A 14269-nucleotide genomic window follows, 5' to 3' on the forward strand; every position below is an offset into this window, starting at 1 on the left:
CTTCTTTTTTTTAGACGCATCGGTAATTGCCACAAAGGTTCGTGTTCCATAATTGCTCATGATAACCACCATACAGGGAAATCAAAGCTTACCTTACCGGAAAAACCGGTAATTTCAAAGCTGTTATTTCCTGCCTGCAAACCAATGTAACCGTAATCCGTGTTAATCGTATCGCCCTTGTCATTCAGCGTGGAGTGAACTCCGTCAAGAACCCATTTCCCCGACCACTTCCCCTTACGAGTAATTGAAGTGCCGTTCGTTGTATTCTTGATTGTCATATCACCACCAGCCGAACCATCTAAGGTTATTTTAAATGGATGTCCACGCCGTTCGGGGTCGATAGCAACATCTGACGGGTTGTAGAGCGTAAATTTATTCGTTGAAAAACTAAACTGCGGTTTCGATGTCAACTCATTATTGCCAAACCCGTACAGGTAATTACCTTGGTCACCAGTCGTTCCAATTGAACGTGATAAACCAATTTGATCAGTAAAGGTGACTTCTAGTACAAAACCCCAGTCCCTAAAGGAGGTCTGATCAACACTCGTCATCTTAACGAAGTACATCCGCTGCGGAAAATCAGCAAAGCAAATCCAGTAAGGTTCTCGACTGCCAAAATAACGTTGTAAAGCGTCATAAGCTAATCGAACGTCGCTTGAATCATTACTATCGAACTTAAAAATAGCCTTGATTTCGCGTTGATCAAATTTGCTGGATACGAATAACTGACCGTCTGCAATACCTTGATTAACTGTATTGTCAGTTTGCTTTATATCAGCAACTCCAGGAGTATCAACACAGTAGATTCTGTCTAATTCTGAAACATCATACATACTTGTCCAAGTTTTCGCGTCAGGTGAAATTGAAACCTCAATCGTCTTAAAACCGACTTCATTAGCTTGAGGTTGCTCATCAATCGCAACGAAGTCATACTCTACAGGCTTGTCTTTTCGATCAGAAAAACCTTAATCACTGTTTAATACCCCCTTTCCATTGAATAGTTCATCGCATTACGCTTATTGTTGTAACTATTAATTGTGTTAAGCCCGTCAACAGTAACTACTGGATGTTGTTCCAAGTTATCCAACCTGTTGACAATCCTATCCAGTGCTGTATTTATCATTGAACGGTTCCTGTCATCCGTAACACTAGCAATCGTCCGACTCGTCATCGTTCCGGCGCTCGCGGTGTTGACTGTGGTTGATAAGTTGCCAAAATTACCTACGGTTGCAACCGAGTCGTTAATTGCGTCACGGATTTGACTAGCCATCGATGCAACATTGGATTGGACCGCACTAAAGCCTTCCATTAACCCTGAGTTTAATCCTTCCATAAAAGCATTACCGGCTGGAATTAAGGCTTTGGCATCGTCCTTGACTGGCCCTTTGTGTGCAATAATCCAGTCTTTGATGCCGCTGATGAAGTTCTTAACCGCTTCAAACCCAGACTTCAAACCACTAAGGAAACCGTCCATGATAGCTTTACCGGCTGAAACCAACGAACTCCCCCAATTTGAAACAATTGATTTAAGGTAGAAATTGTGCTTGAGAAAATACTCTTAACCTTTGCCCAACCGGAACTAAAGATACCTGGAATTCGATTCCAGTGCCCCGTGAACAGCGCGATAATTGCTTGACCAAACGTAGTAACAACGGTGACTATAATGGCAACAGCTCCACTAATAATCGCCATGATACTTTGCCAAACGGACGACACGGTAGAAACCACCGCCGTGAACACTCCGATAAGTGCCGTGATGATACTTGTAAGCAAACTGATTGAACCAATAATACCTGTTATTGCTGCAACAACAATCGCAAGCAACACTGCTCCGACAACCTGCAAAATAAACGTCACGAATGGTTGAATCAATGACCATAGTTGTTGAAGCGCCGTCATTAACGGAGCAAAAACCGCACCCATTGTTTGCATAACCGGCGCCATTGTTTGAATCATCCCTTGTACGGCTGTTCCGATTTGTCCAAACAAGTCCATTAAGAAACTAATGGTTGGACTTACCACAGACTTAATTGAGTTCCAAGCATTAACAACGAAGTCTGAGAACGACTTCCACATCTTCTTCCCAGTCTCCGTCGAAGTAAAAAAGATTGTTAACGCTGAAACGACAGCCACGACCCCAGCAATCACTAACATCCACGGGCTTGCTGAAAGAACCCCGTTAAATAGTGCCATTGCTCCTTGTGCTAATTTAGCTCCTGCATACAGCGTACCAAGCGTGGTAACAAACGCCCCAATCCCAGCCGCTAAGCTACCCAGAATTGCTACTACAGGGCTCCCACTAGATATACCATCGATAATCTTGCCAATTGCGCCAGCTCCCACTTTTCCAATTGCATCAAACGCTGGTTGTAATTTATTGGTAATCGTTTCGATTAATCCATCCATCGCTTGACCCATCGTTTTATAAGTAGTTGCTTGTTTTTGGAACGCTTTACTATTACCAGCCTTTTCAATTGCATTAAAGAAGTCTTGCGTTTTAACTTTCCCGTCTTGAACTTGCTTAACTAATTGTTGCGTTGACATTCCCATCGACTTAGCAACGGCGGCAATACCTGCCGGCGTTTGTTCTAGCATAAGTTTGAAGTCCTGCCATTGCACCATTGGCTTAGCCGCCATTTGTGTAGCTTGCATGCTCAAGGTCTTCATAGCTTGTTTAGGGTTTTCAGCCGCGCCAGCCAATCCACCAAAACCCTTAACTAGCTTTGTGGTGTTCTTAACACCGACTGCAGCTAGTTGTGAGTAGGTTGTTGCCATGTCAGACGCCGAGTAGATAGACTTCTGAGCAAAATCCTGTAACTCGGCTTTAACCGCTTTGATTTGACCTGATGACTTACCCATATAAGCCATATTTCCTTCAAATGTTTGCCACGCTGCACTAGATTCGTTTAATCCGGCTACCACATCATGCAAGCCGTTTGTAATCATAGTCGTAGCTGAACTAGCTAAGGAACCGGCAACGCCGGCTAGAGCACCCATTTTAGTCCAACCAGCGCCCGGATTGGGAACGTTACTAACTTGATTGGTCTTATTAATCATTTCGCCCATTTCACGGATTGCCGATTGCATCGTTGAGCTGAAATTTTTATCAACCGCAGAAAGGACGGCTTCGACTGACATTGTTTCTGCCATTTATTTTCTCCTTTCGGCTTTAAATCTCTTAAACTCTTCCAATCGTTTTGCGAAAATGTCGCCACGCTGAATTTGAGCGCCCTTATTTGATTGCGCGACGTACCCCTCTTCAATTGAACTTCGAATCCGGTCGATTTCGTATTCGCGGTCGTAAAAGTCCTTGAATTTAGTGTACTTTGGTTTTGGCTTTTTACCGTTGCCTCGAGTTGCTTGCACAGTTTGATTCATCCAAGCTTGTAAAGCTATGTCCTCGTGTCTTTCAGCCCGTTTAAGCTGGTAAGCTTCCATACGCAACTGATACTCATACAGCGTCATCGCGTTGATTTCCGCAATATCATGAAAGCCTAGAAAAGCCAGTGAATTCAGCACTATTTCTCGGTGCATCAGTTCACTGTTTTGGTTAGATTCGTCTTCCTCTTCTAGGCTGTCATCTTTTTTAAGATAGGTTTTACAGCGTTCGATTTAGTCAATTCTTCGTTAACATCATCAAACACCGCTTCCAAGTTGGCTTGTTCGTCTACCCAATTATCCACGTCGCTTTGGCTAACCTTAAACTTAGCCGTCGCTTTAGCTGAAGCAAGTAACACATCAGCTAAAGCAGCAGGATCTAACGTTTTAAGCATTGGCAAGACGAGCATAAGCCCGGCGCCAAACTTAATTCCCTTCCCGTTATCGATTTCACGCAACTTATCAAGTTCACGAACAAAACCGACCCCAAACTTCAATTCAACTTCTTTATCCTTTAAAACGATTTTCATGTTTAAAAAATTCCTTTCTGATTAATTATTTACCAAGTGTTCCACCAGACACGGGCGTAGGATCAGTCCCTTTGCCTTCGTCTTGTCCCTTAACCCAAGCTACGCCATTACCGTTTTCGTCTTCGGACGTCTTAATGATGCCACGGAAGACATAGTCCAACTCTTCTTGAGCTTCAGCAGGTAACTTAGTCCAGCCTCGCTTTGGTGTTCCTTCGATATTGAAAGTTACGTCACGAGTTGAATTGTCGTCGGAATCGTTATCGTTAGAGTCTTCCTTGACGTCCCCGCGCATGTACCACGCAAAGTATGAAGGCGTTGCGCTAGAAGCGTTTTGTACCCGCTTGCGATGAAGAATCCAAATTTCTAGCGTATCTCCATCAAATAATGAGTCGTACAATTCATCGGCTACTTTACTTACGTTATTGATGAATTCAACTTCAACATCCGTTTCTAATCCACCCTTGCTTTGAACATTTCCTGACTTCGTAGCCGTGGAATCGCTATCACGTTGTGGATCAAACGAAAGTGAAGTTTGATAAGGAATTAATTGACCGTCAGTCGTGGCAGCGTCCTTTAACTTCCGGACGTAGGCTAACGTGTCCATACCTTGTAAGATTTTAATTTCGTTTTGTTGACTTTCCATTTTGTCTCCTTTCTTCTAAGTCAAAGAAAAAACAAGCGTCAAAACAAGATGATTCAACACCGTGTTAGGAACGCTTGTGTCTTGTATTAATTGTTTGTGAGTTTGTGAGTGGCGTACAACCACTGCATATCCATCTGTATAACCAGTTTCAATCGATTTTTCTAACTTTTCAGCCATTTCATTAAGTTTGAACCGACTTTCACCGTCTCCCCAAAAATGAATTGTGAGAGTAGTCGTTTTATTCAAAGCGGTTTTTAAATTAACGTCAGTAGAGCTGATTTCACCAATTACAACAAATGGATATGGAGCATTCTCGCTTTCCATCGGTAGATGATCATAAGTTTTAAACCCTAAGCTTTCGCTTTGACTGTAAACGTAATCATAAATTACTTGTTCAGGTAACATGAGCCCTCCTATTTCATTAATTTATTCAAATCACTTTCAAACTTAACTGTTTGTTGGCTAAAAGCTGGATGAAGCGTTGGCATTGGAGACATAAAACGTGTTCCATACTCAAGGTACGGAAAATACTCTGTGCTTGGGCTAACTATTCCAGTTAAGCCTCCATTTTCTAATGTTGCTAATACACTTCTAGCCGTAGTCCCTGTTGAATAACCGTGAGTATAAGTACCCATCATATTCTGTTTAGTAACTGTCGCCATTTCATTTGTGTTTTTTTGCAACGATTTTGCCAACTTTAGGAGCTAGTTCTCGCTTATTAGCTAACAGTTTTTGTTGTAGTTTCTTAGCCCCATTAAGTCGTATAACCGTTTTACCCATTTTCGCCACCTACAATCAACGTATTACCTTTTAGAACGGTGCGTGTAGTTGTACGTCTATAATGCTTATCGCCGTCATCGATAGTTAAAAAAAGACCAATCAGGCGGTTCTGGATTTAGTAATCGAAGAACCTTTGCTTCCTGATTGATACTTCCTAAAATCTGCACTGAACGAGTCGTTCCTAAGTCAGTAACGTTAGCCATAATCTCGCTAACAAGTTGATTACCACCTACATAGCCATGAACCTTTGGATCATAATGTTTTCCTTTTTCAGAATAAAACTTAATCACACTATCAAATCTCATGACTGTTCACGCTTTCTATAGGGGTCTACGGTTAACATCACCGACTGACCATTGCGCCGTTTCCACTCAGAAATGTCATCATCGTATTCAGCAAAATCATCATTTTCGTAGGTGATTGACTCTCCTTCTTGAGAGTATGATGCCATACCTTCGTTCTTGAACCGATTCCAACGTTTTACAGCAACACCGACTACGACATGAGCAAGTGCTTCGAGTTGCTGATCACCTTCGTTAATATCGAGCCCTAATTTAAATGCTAGCTGGTATTCAGCAACAGCAATGATACTATCAAGCCTATTAGCATCTTGTTCAGTAAGTTTGTGTTCATCAAGTCCTAGTTGAGCAATAACAGCACTCCCATAGTCAAAACTCATTCAATCACCCTCTTTTTAAAGTTATTACTTACCTGCAGGCTTAACAACAGCTACTAAAGCGTCGTTAGCGATTGCTACAGCGTAGTTTTGCGTCATTGATGCCTTATCCGTTTGATGGTCGTCATCGCGCCATACAGCGGCAGTAGGTAATTTCTTCATGTAAGTCTTTAAAGCGCCTGGCTTAACAGCTAAAGCTGTGCCTGCTTCTAACTTAGCCGTCCGTACAATTTCCCAGCCAAGTAATTCACCAAAAGCGCCAGATACCAAGATGTTGTCGCCTAATTCTGATGCCCGCGTCCAGTCTTGCCCGGCTGCCTTACGTAACTTAGTGGCGTCCTTGTAGGATACGTACAGCACACCTTGTTGCGGATACGTAACACCTTCAACAGCGTCAGTAGCGCCAGCGAACGTATCTTCTAATTGATCAATCACATCAACCTTATCTGGAGTAACAGTCGTTACCGCAAGGGGCGCAGTTAATGCCGTTGCTAAGATGTCATCATCTAACTTAGCTTGTAATGCTAAAGACATTTGACGAGAAGCTTCCGTCTTAGGGTCTCCGTATCCGGATAATTGGGCTTCATCCGTGATTTGGAAAGCAGATACTACCTTCTTAACCTTTACTTGTTGCGTTGCGTATTCAAGGCTGTCAAAGCTAATAGCTTCACCTTCGGCAACTTCCTTAGCTGAACCAGTGAAGTTCCACTTTGGAACGGTAATCGTGTCCCCTGGTTGTCCTTCTAAAGTTTCGTCAATTGGTGCAATTGACCCAAATACGTTTGCCTTCTTTAATTGTGCTTGCGTCATCGCAGCTAACACTTGTGGGTTAACTGTGTCGCTAAATTTAGTCATGTTGTTTGGATTTGCTTGTCGTGGCATATATTAATACTTCCTTTCTGTAATTAAATAAGCTTGCGCTTCTAACTGCGCTTGGGCTTCTTCATAAGTCATGGCTTCTAATGGTTTGGAAGGCTTAACTTCCTTGCCAGCGTTGCTCTTAGGCGTGGTGCCTTTGAGTAACTCATTGCGAGCTTGCTCCTTAACTCGAGCAATCATTGATTGGTAAGCCTTGACGTTTGTCTGTGTGGTTTCAGCATCACTAGTTACCAACATAGATAGCTCATCGTCAGCAGGAGTATAGCCCCCGTCTACAAGCATCTTCCGAGCTTCATCACGCATCCGATAGCGTGCTAAGTCCGTTTCAGCTTGTTCCTTTTCGGATTTCAACTTGTTCATTTCGAATTCAGTTCGTTCTTTAGCTGACATTTCAGCGAGCTTTTCAGCTTCCTTCTTAGCGTTCTCAGCCTTTTGCCGTTCACGCTCAAGGCGTTTCTTAATCAACTCGTCAACTTCAGATTGAGTGAAGGTTTTTTTCGGCTGGTTTGTTAACTTCTTCGTTGTTATCTTGTTTTTCCGTAACTTCTTCACCCGTTTCGTTCGTTTCCGGAGCGTCCTCCGGTTGATCTTCAGCAAAGAATTGCAAATTCATGTGTAACTTGTTTTCGTCCATATAAATCACCCGTTTAAAGTCCGTCGACTGTAATTTCCAGATTGTTCTTTAACGCCTGCAGTCAGTAAAAAGGCAAAATAAAAGCGACTGCTGTTTTAAAGCAATCGCTAATAATAAATTTCTGTACTAAAAAACGCCTACCGCTTGGCAGACGTTTAAATAGTTATTAATTATTTAATTAGTGGGAGCCGATCTCAGGCTTCCTAAAAAAGTTATAAGCTTTTTTTTCATTTTTAAATATTGTGTGCTGTAGTATGGACGGGATTAACCCCGTTTTCATAGCATTTTTTTGAGATAACTCAATACTTTATATGCTACTGCGAAAAAAATCGTTACTAGACATTAAATCACCTCTAATGATTTGATTTCTGACTTAGCAATGGTTAACAACCCAAATCCATCTACGTCAACATCTAGCCACCATTGACCGTCTTCTGAATCTTCCGGAGTTTCATATCCTTCGACAGGACCAACAAATAATTTTCCATTGATAGCAACAATCTTAACAATTTTGCCCAGTAATGTATCAAAGTCTTTCATTATTTATCCCCCTTCCGCTGTTGCCATGGAACTATATGCGTACGTTTTTTTAGAATGATGAATTCTAATTCCTGTAACCTTTTCTTTAGACCGATAATCAATTCCAACATATCGTCCGACATCAATGTTTTCTTTATTCGTTCGATCACCATTAAAGGTTAACTCAATTCTACCAGTTCCAGAGTATTTTTCCAGCAATTCCTGTGGGTTTTCGGTATCGAATAAATAACTTTTACCTTCTAGTCTTGTTGACTCCATATGCGGTTCTTGTTTTTCAGAATTGATTTTCATACCCCATTCGCCGCTTTTGATTTTAGACTTTATAAATTCAGAATCTGTTTTTAAATTTTCATCATCTACCCAATAAGCGCCAATTGCACACCGACAATTAGGATGGACTGGAATACTTGGAACCTTATCTAGTTCATAGATGCCCGAACCATACTCAGTCGGCTTAGCCATTTGAATTCCTTGACACTCATCACAGGCTTTTGGTTCTGTCATCCACTTAACGTACTTAACACCGGTAGATTTCATCGATTCAAGTTGTGCTTGATGTTGAACCCGTGCTGTTTCCGTTCGTGCAATTCGTTCAGTAACATATCGATGATTTTTAACAGTATCTGAAACAACACCCTTTAAATTCCTAGCAATCTTCCTTGGATTTTGCCCTTGGATAATACCATTGGTGAGTGCCACGTCCAGTTTCGCTTTCAAAGCATCCTGATTAGCCCATATTCTATCGCTGAACGTTGCTGAATTAGTCTGAGCCATAATTGTCTTAGCAATAGCAGAAGATGTTAGCAACGAGCTAGGAACGCTTTCTCCCATAATTCCTGCTTGTCTATTAATCTCATCTTGATATTTAGTTGATAAGTTGTCTCTCAAGTCAGCGTCCACATTTAGACCAGCTCGAGTCATTTCCAGTCCAATCTTAGATTTAATCATTTCTAAACGATTAATTCGCATTGTGGCGTTGTAAATTCTAAGATGGTCATTTACCGCTTTAGAATAGTCACTATAACTCACTGATTGCCCCTGTGAGCGTCTTAATTGAGCTTCTTGAACAATCTTCTTAGCCGTTCGTTGGTACGCTTCTACGTCCATTTTGGACGGTTTGCCAGTACGGCTATTAATCGTTTTAGCCAGTTCGCTATCGATAATCTGATTAATATTGTCTATCGCTTGATCATAGTAAAGTTGCAAGCGCCGGTTTAATTGCTCATCATCAGCTAAATTCTTAAGGATATACTCACGTTCATACTTATCACGGTTTTGCCAGTAAGCACTATTCTTCGCTGTTATCTTCAACGTCATCACCTACATCTTGAGATTTAACCATGTCTAATGCACTCGCCTGATTCTGCACAGCTTGCTTAGTGTCTTCGGCTTGTTCATCGTGCATCCGTTCGATTTCATCCTTTGGATTATCAACGATTGATAAAGTCGATAATTGAGTTTCCTTAGAAACCACACCGCTAAGCTTATTAGCCGTGTCCGCTTCACCAGCAATATCTTGAGGCAGGTTGCGCAAGAATTGGAACGACAAGTCAGCCGTAACGACTTCCTTGCTAATTTCCCCAACTACTTGACCAAGCGATAAGACCGTTCCTAAGAAGTCACGCAACGATTGTGTAAACTTGCGTTCTTCAACTGCCGCTTGATTTTGCATCGATAACAGTTTGTATTGAATCGAAACACCACTAGCAGATTGACCAAACGATTCATCATTAAGATTAACTACCGCGGATGTTTGGAAGATATCATCTTTGAGTCGTTGCAATAAGTGCTCTTGAATTTGGTCAGCGTCCGGCTTTTGCAGAAAGTCAGCTTTTGAACCTGGTTCTACATTTGGAAGATACAAAACGTGATTCTTAGCCAAATCTAGAATTGGATTACCTTTATCGTCACTTGGCAATGTTGCTCCCATGATTGTTAAATAAGCATTGTCGAAGTATTCCACTTGGTTTGCTTTCTGACTCAACGCTGCATCATATTCATCAACCAGCGTTTCAATCTTAGCTACGATGCTCAACCGGTCGTCATTTGCCATTAGCTCAGTAGCAGGCACAGAGCCAAACAAATGTGGCGTGCGTTCATTAAACACGCCATCTTGACCGAAGTAGATAATTTCCTTGTTAGTATAAATTTCGCCACTTAACTTATCTGCCAAGTAGTCATACCGAACAAACGCCACTGGATTACGCTTAACCGTTGTGTCATAGACCATAAAGCCAGCTGTAGGGTCTACTAAAGTTACCTGTGATTTTGTATTTTCATCTTGATAAGCTAGCAGGTAAGCATTACCGTAAATCGCTACTAATTTAGTTAATTCCGTGAGCTTATCAGAGAACGAAGATTGATTAAGCCAATCTTGGAACTTCTCATCTTTTGCATCATCAGACAACTTAATCGTTGGTGCTTTGCCCATGAAGTACCCCACGTATGTATCAACAACATAATTAGCCCAGTTTGAAACAACGCGATTATCCGGCCGAGCCGAAGTTGTATCGTGTGGCTCGTCTAAAATATCATGTTTCCCCACGTACAACTTATAATTCTTTCGCCGTTTATCATTCTTTGACTGATTGTCATTGATCAATGCCATTAAGTCTTGTTGCGTTAGCTCAGTCTCGCTAGTTAGGTAAGTCCCTTGGTCAGTAACAAATACGTTTGAACCGCCGTTAATTGATTGGTTAACCGACATCCAATCCCTCCTTTCAAATTAAAAGAAACGACTGCTAACAGTTGTAGCAAGCCGTTTCTTATGTTCGTTAAATATTGCATATCGCATGGAATCCATGACGTGGTCGTGTTCCTTAATTGGTTCACCCGTTCGTTCATCCCATACGTATTGATAAATTTCATCGTAAAACTGGTCAACTCCTTTTGAGTAACAAAGAAGTTACCAGTTTTTATTAATTCAGCAACGGATTCAACTCCTGCTTGCCTATCTTTTTTTAGCGTTAACAGTTCTAATGCCAGCTTTGACAAACTCAGCATAATTATCCGGCCGTGCACTATCCACGTAGAAGATGACGTTACGACCGTATTCTTGTTGAACTTTCTTAGCTTGTTCAACCCACCAAGCGATAAATTTATGTTGAGCTGTAACTTCCTTAACAAGATAAGCATTTCCATTATTGTCGTCGCCCCAAACAGTGATTGAACCAAGGTGTTCAAATCCCCAGTCAACACCGCAATAGTAATGTAAGTCGTCCGGCAACTCATCAATCGTCATCCGCTCTTTGTCAAAGTCAGCATAAACAATACCTTCACCAGAAACCCACAAGCCACGGATGTTACGATCATAAAACATACCACTAGGTGTTGATGCCTTAATCCGTTCCACGAAGTCCGGAGCTAACGTTGTGTTGTCATCAATTGTGAAGTTGATTGTGACCGTTTTAGTGTTGGGGTCAGGATTGTCAATGTAATCAACCTTGAGCCAGTGTTGTGGGTTGTCGGGGTTAGTATCACAAATAATATGTGAACCAGTTACCGAGCATCGTTGATTAATTTCTTGGAAGACTTCTTGCTTGGCTAAACTCGCTTCATTAACGTAAGCGCCATAAGAAGTCATCCCACGAATAGCCCCCAAACCACGCGAGTTACCAGTGTAAGCAGGAACGATATCCATCCCAAACAGATGATAGTGTCCGTGCTTATCCGGCTTTAAATCAAGTCCAAACTGCGTACTAATTGAACTAATGATGTTGTTGTAAATCGTCCCCGACGAGTAACCAGCTAAGATGTATTGTGGGTGCTTATCATCTAATTTCTTAGCCAACTGACTAGCCCGTTTTAGATCCATCACAAACAGATAGTTGTTAATGAACGTTTTCCCCGAACGAATAGCACCGGTTAAAATCATCATCCGAAAGTCGTCATTCAGATAAGTCTTAATCGCCATCGCCTGTTTTTCGGTAAAAAGATTAGTCAGTTTGGCCGTCATCTTTAGCCACCCCCGTAATTACGGTTATTACACCGTCCAAGGCACGTTCAACATCAACACCACTGTCTTCCAGTGTCTTTGCTTTTGCTTCTTCTACACGAGCCCTAGCTAACTTTAAACGCAATTCAGCTTCAAGCAACTTATCAGAATTAGGATAGCGCTTGATAATTTCCTTCCATGCTGCTAAACGAGTAGGCACTTTAACTGGCACTTCAGTAACTTCAGGGTCCCCAGTAATTGGATTAACCGTTACAACTTGCTCAGTCTCTTCGCCACGAGCAATCCGAGTGATGCCTTGCAACGCTTCCGTTAAGTCAGCTATCTTGTCAGACTCAAGTTGAGCTAATTTATCCTCTATATAGGCTTTTACTACAGTATTTTGCAGTAATTTAGGAGCATTCCCGTTTGCATACTTTGCGGAGTACCCTGCTTTAATCGCTGATTGTGTGGCGTTGCCACTCTCAATGTAATAATCAGCAAACTTCTGTTGTTTTATCGTTAATTTCAAATAGCAATCACCACCTTTCGTTTAATAAAAACGCCCGCTGAAAGCGAACGTTAAATACACGGGTAGCAGGACTCGAACCTACGAATCACGGCACCAAAAACCGTTGCCTTACCAACTTGGCTATACCCGTATTGAATGATTAGCCACCCGAAACGCAACCACTCTACAACAAAAAGGTGGCTAATCATCTGAAATCTACAACCCATACTACTAGGTGCTTGTAATGGGGCTTGCACCAGCGAATGTAACTAATGATTTTGATAAAAATGTATGTTGCACGCAAAATTTAGTTAATAATCATTAGTTAAACCTGTCTAACACACCGACCCATAAGTAAGGCGTTTGCCTTATATGTAATATTTTGAACAATATCATAATAACAATCAACCGTTGATGTGGCGTTGACATCTTATTTACATTACGTTGATGTCAAATTGATATCAAGTTGACCTACTATTAACATCGTGTTGATATTCACGCTAAATAAACATGTAAATCTTCGTAAACGTGATAAAAACGGCCATAAACCTCATAGCGGTCTGCAAACTCAACTAACGCTGATCGCTTAATTTGCCGTGAGAAGTGTTCCTTGGTGTAACCAAGCTTAGTTGCAACCTGCCAATCCTTCATTTCGTCAATGTAACATTGGAATAAGATTTTAGAATTTAACTCATCGCAATTGCGAATTGTGTCTGTAATTGCCTTAACCATGTTGCTGGCTGTCACCACTTTTCCCATTCTCCGCTCTTGGCTGTTTCCATAGCCTCCCCCGCTAGGTTCAAAGCTCCATTGTGGTGATGAAATTCCATCACGACTCTCACCTGAAAAACGTAAAGCCTTTTCTAAATCCTTAGTAAGAAATAAATCAACGTTATGAGCCGTTCCTCGTTCATCAATTTGTTGTCCGTCCAAAAATTCCATATAAGACCCCCACCAATTATTTAATTTCTTGAGTTCCGTTCTCGTCTTAATCGCTCATGCTGATCTCGAGCTGACTGTTCCGCTTTATCTTGCGCAATCGATAAAATAATCAGAAACGCAATTAAGAAAACCCCAACCCAAATAAAAGCAAACGCTGCTAAAACAACTTTCCCGATTGCAATTAAAAACTCCACCATTACAACAACGTCCTCTCCAATACTTCCACTGCTTCCTTTGCCGTTTTGTGATATGTAAACCTTGATTGTGGCATGTCGCCAATCGTGTCAACATACCATCCGTGTCCCTCCTGGTAACGAATAACAACTGGATGAATTCCGATCCTCGTTAACCAAGCCACTCGCTTTTGCTTAGCTTTATACATCTTCACGTTCCTTCCTGCATTGATCTACATACTCTTCAAATGTTTTCTGCTCCTTGTACCAATAATAAAACCTGCCAATTGTAAGGATAATAACGCAAGCAATCATGACTAAATTAACTACTAATAGCACTTTAAAACACCTCCAATGCCGCTAAAATTACAATCGACAACAACAAACCAAGCGCAGCACTGCTAGTAATCAACAAAACCACCTGTAATGTTTTAACAACAAGTCCATTATTTAAATTAAATTCCTTCAGTATGTACCCGACTATGTAAATGAATGCCGATACCTGCACCCCAAAAAAAGAATAAATCCACTAATGATCCCATACGTTTTCTACCCTTTCTTTAACTCCTTATTAGTGCCACAACTTAGTTACTCGTTTGTCTTTTCCATAATTTGGTATCCTGTAACTAACAGTGGTTCAACCATCACTCCA

General features: G+C 41.4%; 19 protein-coding genes, 1 tRNA gene and 3 pseudogenes. All 23 read right to left on the reverse strand.

Features of this window, described 5'->3' with window-relative positions:
- Nucleotides 1-56 precede the first annotated feature (56 nt).
- The 23 genes and pseudogenes from JCM14505_RS07445 to JCM14505_RS07535 all read right to left on the reverse strand — a co-directional run bounded on the left by JCM14505_RS07445 (nucleotide 57) and on the right by JCM14505_RS07535 (nucleotide 13832).
- Entirely contained in the window at nucleotides 57-833 is a 777-nt protein-coding gene (locus JCM14505_RS07445; RefSeq protein WP_225352303.1) for a phage tail domain-containing protein, read from the reverse strand.
- A 143-nt stretch (nucleotides 834-976) separates the two neighbouring features.
- Nucleotides 977-1474, reverse strand: a complete 498-nt coding sequence (locus JCM14505_RS07450) for a hypothetical protein (protein ID WP_054653786.1) — start codon at nucleotides 1472-1474, stop codon at nucleotides 977-979.
- Nucleotides 1475-2304: 830 nt separating this feature from the next.
- Nucleotides 2305-3150: pseudogene (locus tag JCM14505_RS10570) on the reverse strand (tape measure protein); the annotation flags it as partial.
- Nucleotides 3151-3465, reverse strand: a complete 315-nt coding sequence (locus JCM14505_RS07460; RefSeq protein ID WP_054653812.1) for a hypothetical protein — start codon at nucleotides 3463-3465, stop codon at nucleotides 3151-3153. It abuts the pseudogene before it with no gap.
- A gap of 104 nt (nucleotides 3466-3569) precedes the next feature.
- A complete protein-coding gene (locus tag JCM14505_RS07465; protein ID WP_054653790.1) occupies nucleotides 3570-3908 on the reverse strand; it encodes a tail assembly chaperone in 339 nt (112 codons plus the stop codon).
- A 25-nt stretch (nucleotides 3909-3933) separates the two neighbouring features.
- On the reverse strand, nucleotides 3934-4551 hold the full coding sequence (locus JCM14505_RS07470; RefSeq protein WP_054653792.1) for a phage tail protein: 618 nt from the start codon (nucleotides 4549-4551) through the stop codon (nucleotides 3934-3936).
- A 15-nt stretch (nucleotides 4552-4566) separates the two neighbouring features.
- Nucleotides 4567-4956: a gp17 family tail completion protein gene (locus tag JCM14505_RS07475; RefSeq protein WP_054653794.1), complete on the reverse strand. Its 390-nt coding sequence runs from the start codon at nucleotides 4954-4956 to the stop codon at nucleotides 4567-4569.
- Nucleotides 4957-4964: 8 nt separating this feature from the next.
- Nucleotides 4965-5246: an HK97-gp10 family putative phage morphogenesis protein gene (locus tag JCM14505_RS08775; RefSeq protein WP_225352304.1), complete on the reverse strand. Its 282-nt coding sequence runs from the start codon at nucleotides 5244-5246 to the stop codon at nucleotides 4965-4967.
- 159 nt (nucleotides 5247-5405) lie between these two features.
- The gene (locus JCM14505_RS07480) at nucleotides 5406-5621 is read right to left on the reverse strand and encodes a hypothetical protein (protein ID WP_225352305.1); all 216 of its coding nucleotides are present in this window, start codon (nucleotides 5619-5621) and stop codon (nucleotides 5406-5408) included.
- Nucleotides 5622-5632: 11 nt separating this feature from the next.
- Nucleotides 5633-6010, reverse strand: coding sequence for a phage head-tail connector protein (locus JCM14505_RS07485; RefSeq protein WP_054653796.1), 378 nt, complete (start codon nucleotides 6008-6010; stop codon nucleotides 5633-5635).
- A gap of 24 nt (nucleotides 6011-6034) precedes the next feature.
- Nucleotides 6035-6889: a phage major capsid protein gene (locus JCM14505_RS07490; protein WP_054653798.1), complete on the reverse strand. Its 855-nt coding sequence runs from the start codon at nucleotides 6887-6889 to the stop codon at nucleotides 6035-6037.
- Between the two features lie 3 nt (nucleotides 6890-6892).
- Nucleotides 6893-7351 carry a DUF4355 domain-containing protein gene (locus tag JCM14505_RS07495; protein WP_054653800.1) on the reverse strand — a complete coding sequence of 153 codons (459 nt, stop codon included), beginning with the start codon at nucleotides 7349-7351 and terminating at the stop codon, nucleotides 6893-6895.
- 10 nt (nucleotides 7352-7361) lie between these two features.
- Complete coding sequence (locus tag JCM14505_RS09145) at nucleotides 7362-7520, reverse strand: hypothetical protein (RefSeq protein WP_162200506.1); 159 nt, start codon at nucleotides 7518-7520, stop codon at nucleotides 7362-7364.
- Nucleotides 7521-7862: 342 nt separating this feature from the next.
- Entirely contained in the window at nucleotides 7863-8060 is a 198-nt protein-coding gene (locus JCM14505_RS07500; RefSeq protein ID WP_054653802.1) for a hypothetical protein, read from the reverse strand.
- Between the two features lie 3 nt (nucleotides 8061-8063).
- Nucleotides 8064-8351, reverse strand: a complete 288-nt coding sequence (locus tag JCM14505_RS10575) for a polymorphic toxin type 50 domain-containing protein (RefSeq protein WP_439646040.1) — start codon at nucleotides 8349-8351, stop codon at nucleotides 8064-8066.
- Between the two features lie 57 nt (nucleotides 8352-8408).
- A pseudogene (locus tag JCM14505_RS07505) lies at nucleotides 8409-9377 on the reverse strand (minor capsid protein); the annotation flags it as partial.
- Complete coding sequence (locus tag JCM14505_RS07510; RefSeq protein WP_054653804.1) at nucleotides 9349-10767, reverse strand: phage portal protein; 1419 nt, start codon at nucleotides 10765-10767, stop codon at nucleotides 9349-9351. The gene JCM14505_RS07510 and the pseudogene JCM14505_RS07505, both read right to left, overlap by 29 nt.
- An 18-nt stretch (nucleotides 10768-10785) precedes the next feature.
- Nucleotides 10786-12015: pseudogene (locus JCM14505_RS07515) on the reverse strand (PBSX family phage terminase large subunit).
- The gene (locus tag JCM14505_RS07520; RefSeq protein ID WP_054653806.1) at nucleotides 11996-12523 is read right to left on the reverse strand and encodes a terminase small subunit; all 528 of its coding nucleotides are present in this window, start codon (nucleotides 12521-12523) and stop codon (nucleotides 11996-11998) included. Before JCM14505_RS07520 ends, JCM14505_RS07515 begins: the two are co-directional and overlap by 20 nt.
- A gap of 57 nt (nucleotides 12524-12580) precedes the next feature.
- A tRNA-Gln gene (locus tag JCM14505_RS07525) sits at nucleotides 12581-12653 on the reverse strand.
- 344 nt (nucleotides 12654-12997) lie between these two features.
- Nucleotides 12998-13444 (reverse strand): ArpU family phage packaging/lysis transcriptional regulator, encoded by a 447-nt coding sequence (locus JCM14505_RS07530; protein WP_054653808.1) that lies wholly within the window; start codon nucleotides 13442-13444, stop codon nucleotides 12998-13000.
- A gap of 20 nt (nucleotides 13445-13464) precedes the next feature.
- Nucleotides 13465-13641 carry a hypothetical protein gene (locus tag JCM14505_RS09050; protein WP_156249870.1) on the reverse strand — a complete coding sequence of 59 codons (177 nt, stop codon included), beginning with the start codon at nucleotides 13639-13641 and terminating at the stop codon, nucleotides 13465-13467.
- Complete coding sequence (locus JCM14505_RS07535) at nucleotides 13641-13832, reverse strand: hypothetical protein (RefSeq protein ID WP_153011015.1); 192 nt, start codon at nucleotides 13830-13832, stop codon at nucleotides 13641-13643. The genes JCM14505_RS09050 and JCM14505_RS07535 overlap by 1 nt, the downstream gene beginning before the upstream one ends.
- Nucleotides 13833-14269: the final 437 nt, after the last annotated feature.

The organism is Limosilactobacillus equigenerosi DSM 18793 = JCM 14505 (assembly GCF_001311375.1).
Taxonomy (GTDB): Bacteria; Bacillota; Bacilli; order Lactobacillales; family Lactobacillaceae; genus Limosilactobacillus; species Limosilactobacillus equigenerosi.

Excerpts from the sequence above, each read along its gene's own strand:
- JCM14505_RS07470 (WP_054653792.1), bottom strand. The coding sequence starts at position 4,551 with ATGGAAAGTCAACAAAACGAAATTAAAATCTTACAAGGTATGGACACG.
- JCM14505_RS10575 (WP_439646040.1), bottom strand. The coding sequence starts at position 8,351 with ATGAAAATCAATTCTGAAAAACAAGAACCGCATATGGAGTCAACAAGA.
- JCM14505_RS07450 (WP_054653786.1), bottom strand. The coding sequence starts at position 1,474 with ATGGACGGTTTCCTTAGTGGTTTGAAGTCTGGGTTTGAAGCGGTTAAG.
- JCM14505_RS07465 (WP_054653790.1), bottom strand. The coding sequence starts at position 3,908 with ATGAAAATCGTTTTAAAGGATAAAGAAGTTGAATTGAAGTTTGGGGTC.
- JCM14505_RS07500 (WP_054653802.1), bottom strand. The coding sequence starts at position 8,060 with ATGAAAGACTTTGATACATTACTGGGCAAAATTGTTAAGATTGTTGCT.
- JCM14505_RS07460 (WP_054653812.1), bottom strand. The coding sequence starts at position 3,465 with ATGACGCTGTATGAGTATCAGTTGCGTATGGAAGCTTACCAGCTTAAA.
- JCM14505_RS07445 (WP_225352303.1), bottom strand. The coding sequence starts at position 833 with ATGTATGATGTTTCAGAATTAGACAGAATCTACTGTGTTGATACTCCT.
- JCM14505_RS09145 (WP_162200506.1), bottom strand. The coding sequence starts at position 7,520 with ATGGACGAAAACAAGTTACACATGAATTTGCAATTCTTTGCTGAAGAT.
- JCM14505_RS07530 (WP_054653808.1), bottom strand. The coding sequence starts at position 13,444 with ATGGAATTTTTGGACGGACAACAAATTGATGAACGAGGAACGGCTCAT.
- JCM14505_RS07510 (WP_054653804.1), bottom strand. The coding sequence starts at position 10,767 with ATGTCGGTTAACCAATCAATTAACGGCGGTTCAAACGTATTTGTTACT.
- JCM14505_RS07490 (WP_054653798.1), bottom strand. The coding sequence starts at position 6,889 with ATGCCACGACAAGCAAATCCAAACAACATGACTAAATTTAGCGACACA.
- JCM14505_RS07475 (WP_054653794.1), bottom strand. The coding sequence starts at position 4,956 with ATGTTACCTGAACAAGTAATTTATGATTACGTTTACAGTCAAAGCGAA.
- JCM14505_RS09050 (WP_156249870.1), bottom strand. The coding sequence starts at position 13,641 with ATGGTGGAGTTTTTAATTGCAATCGGGAAAGTTGTTTTAGCAGCGTTT.
- JCM14505_RS07485 (WP_054653796.1), bottom strand. The coding sequence starts at position 6,010 with ATGAGTTTTGACTATGGGAGTGCTGTTATTGCTCAACTAGGACTTGAT.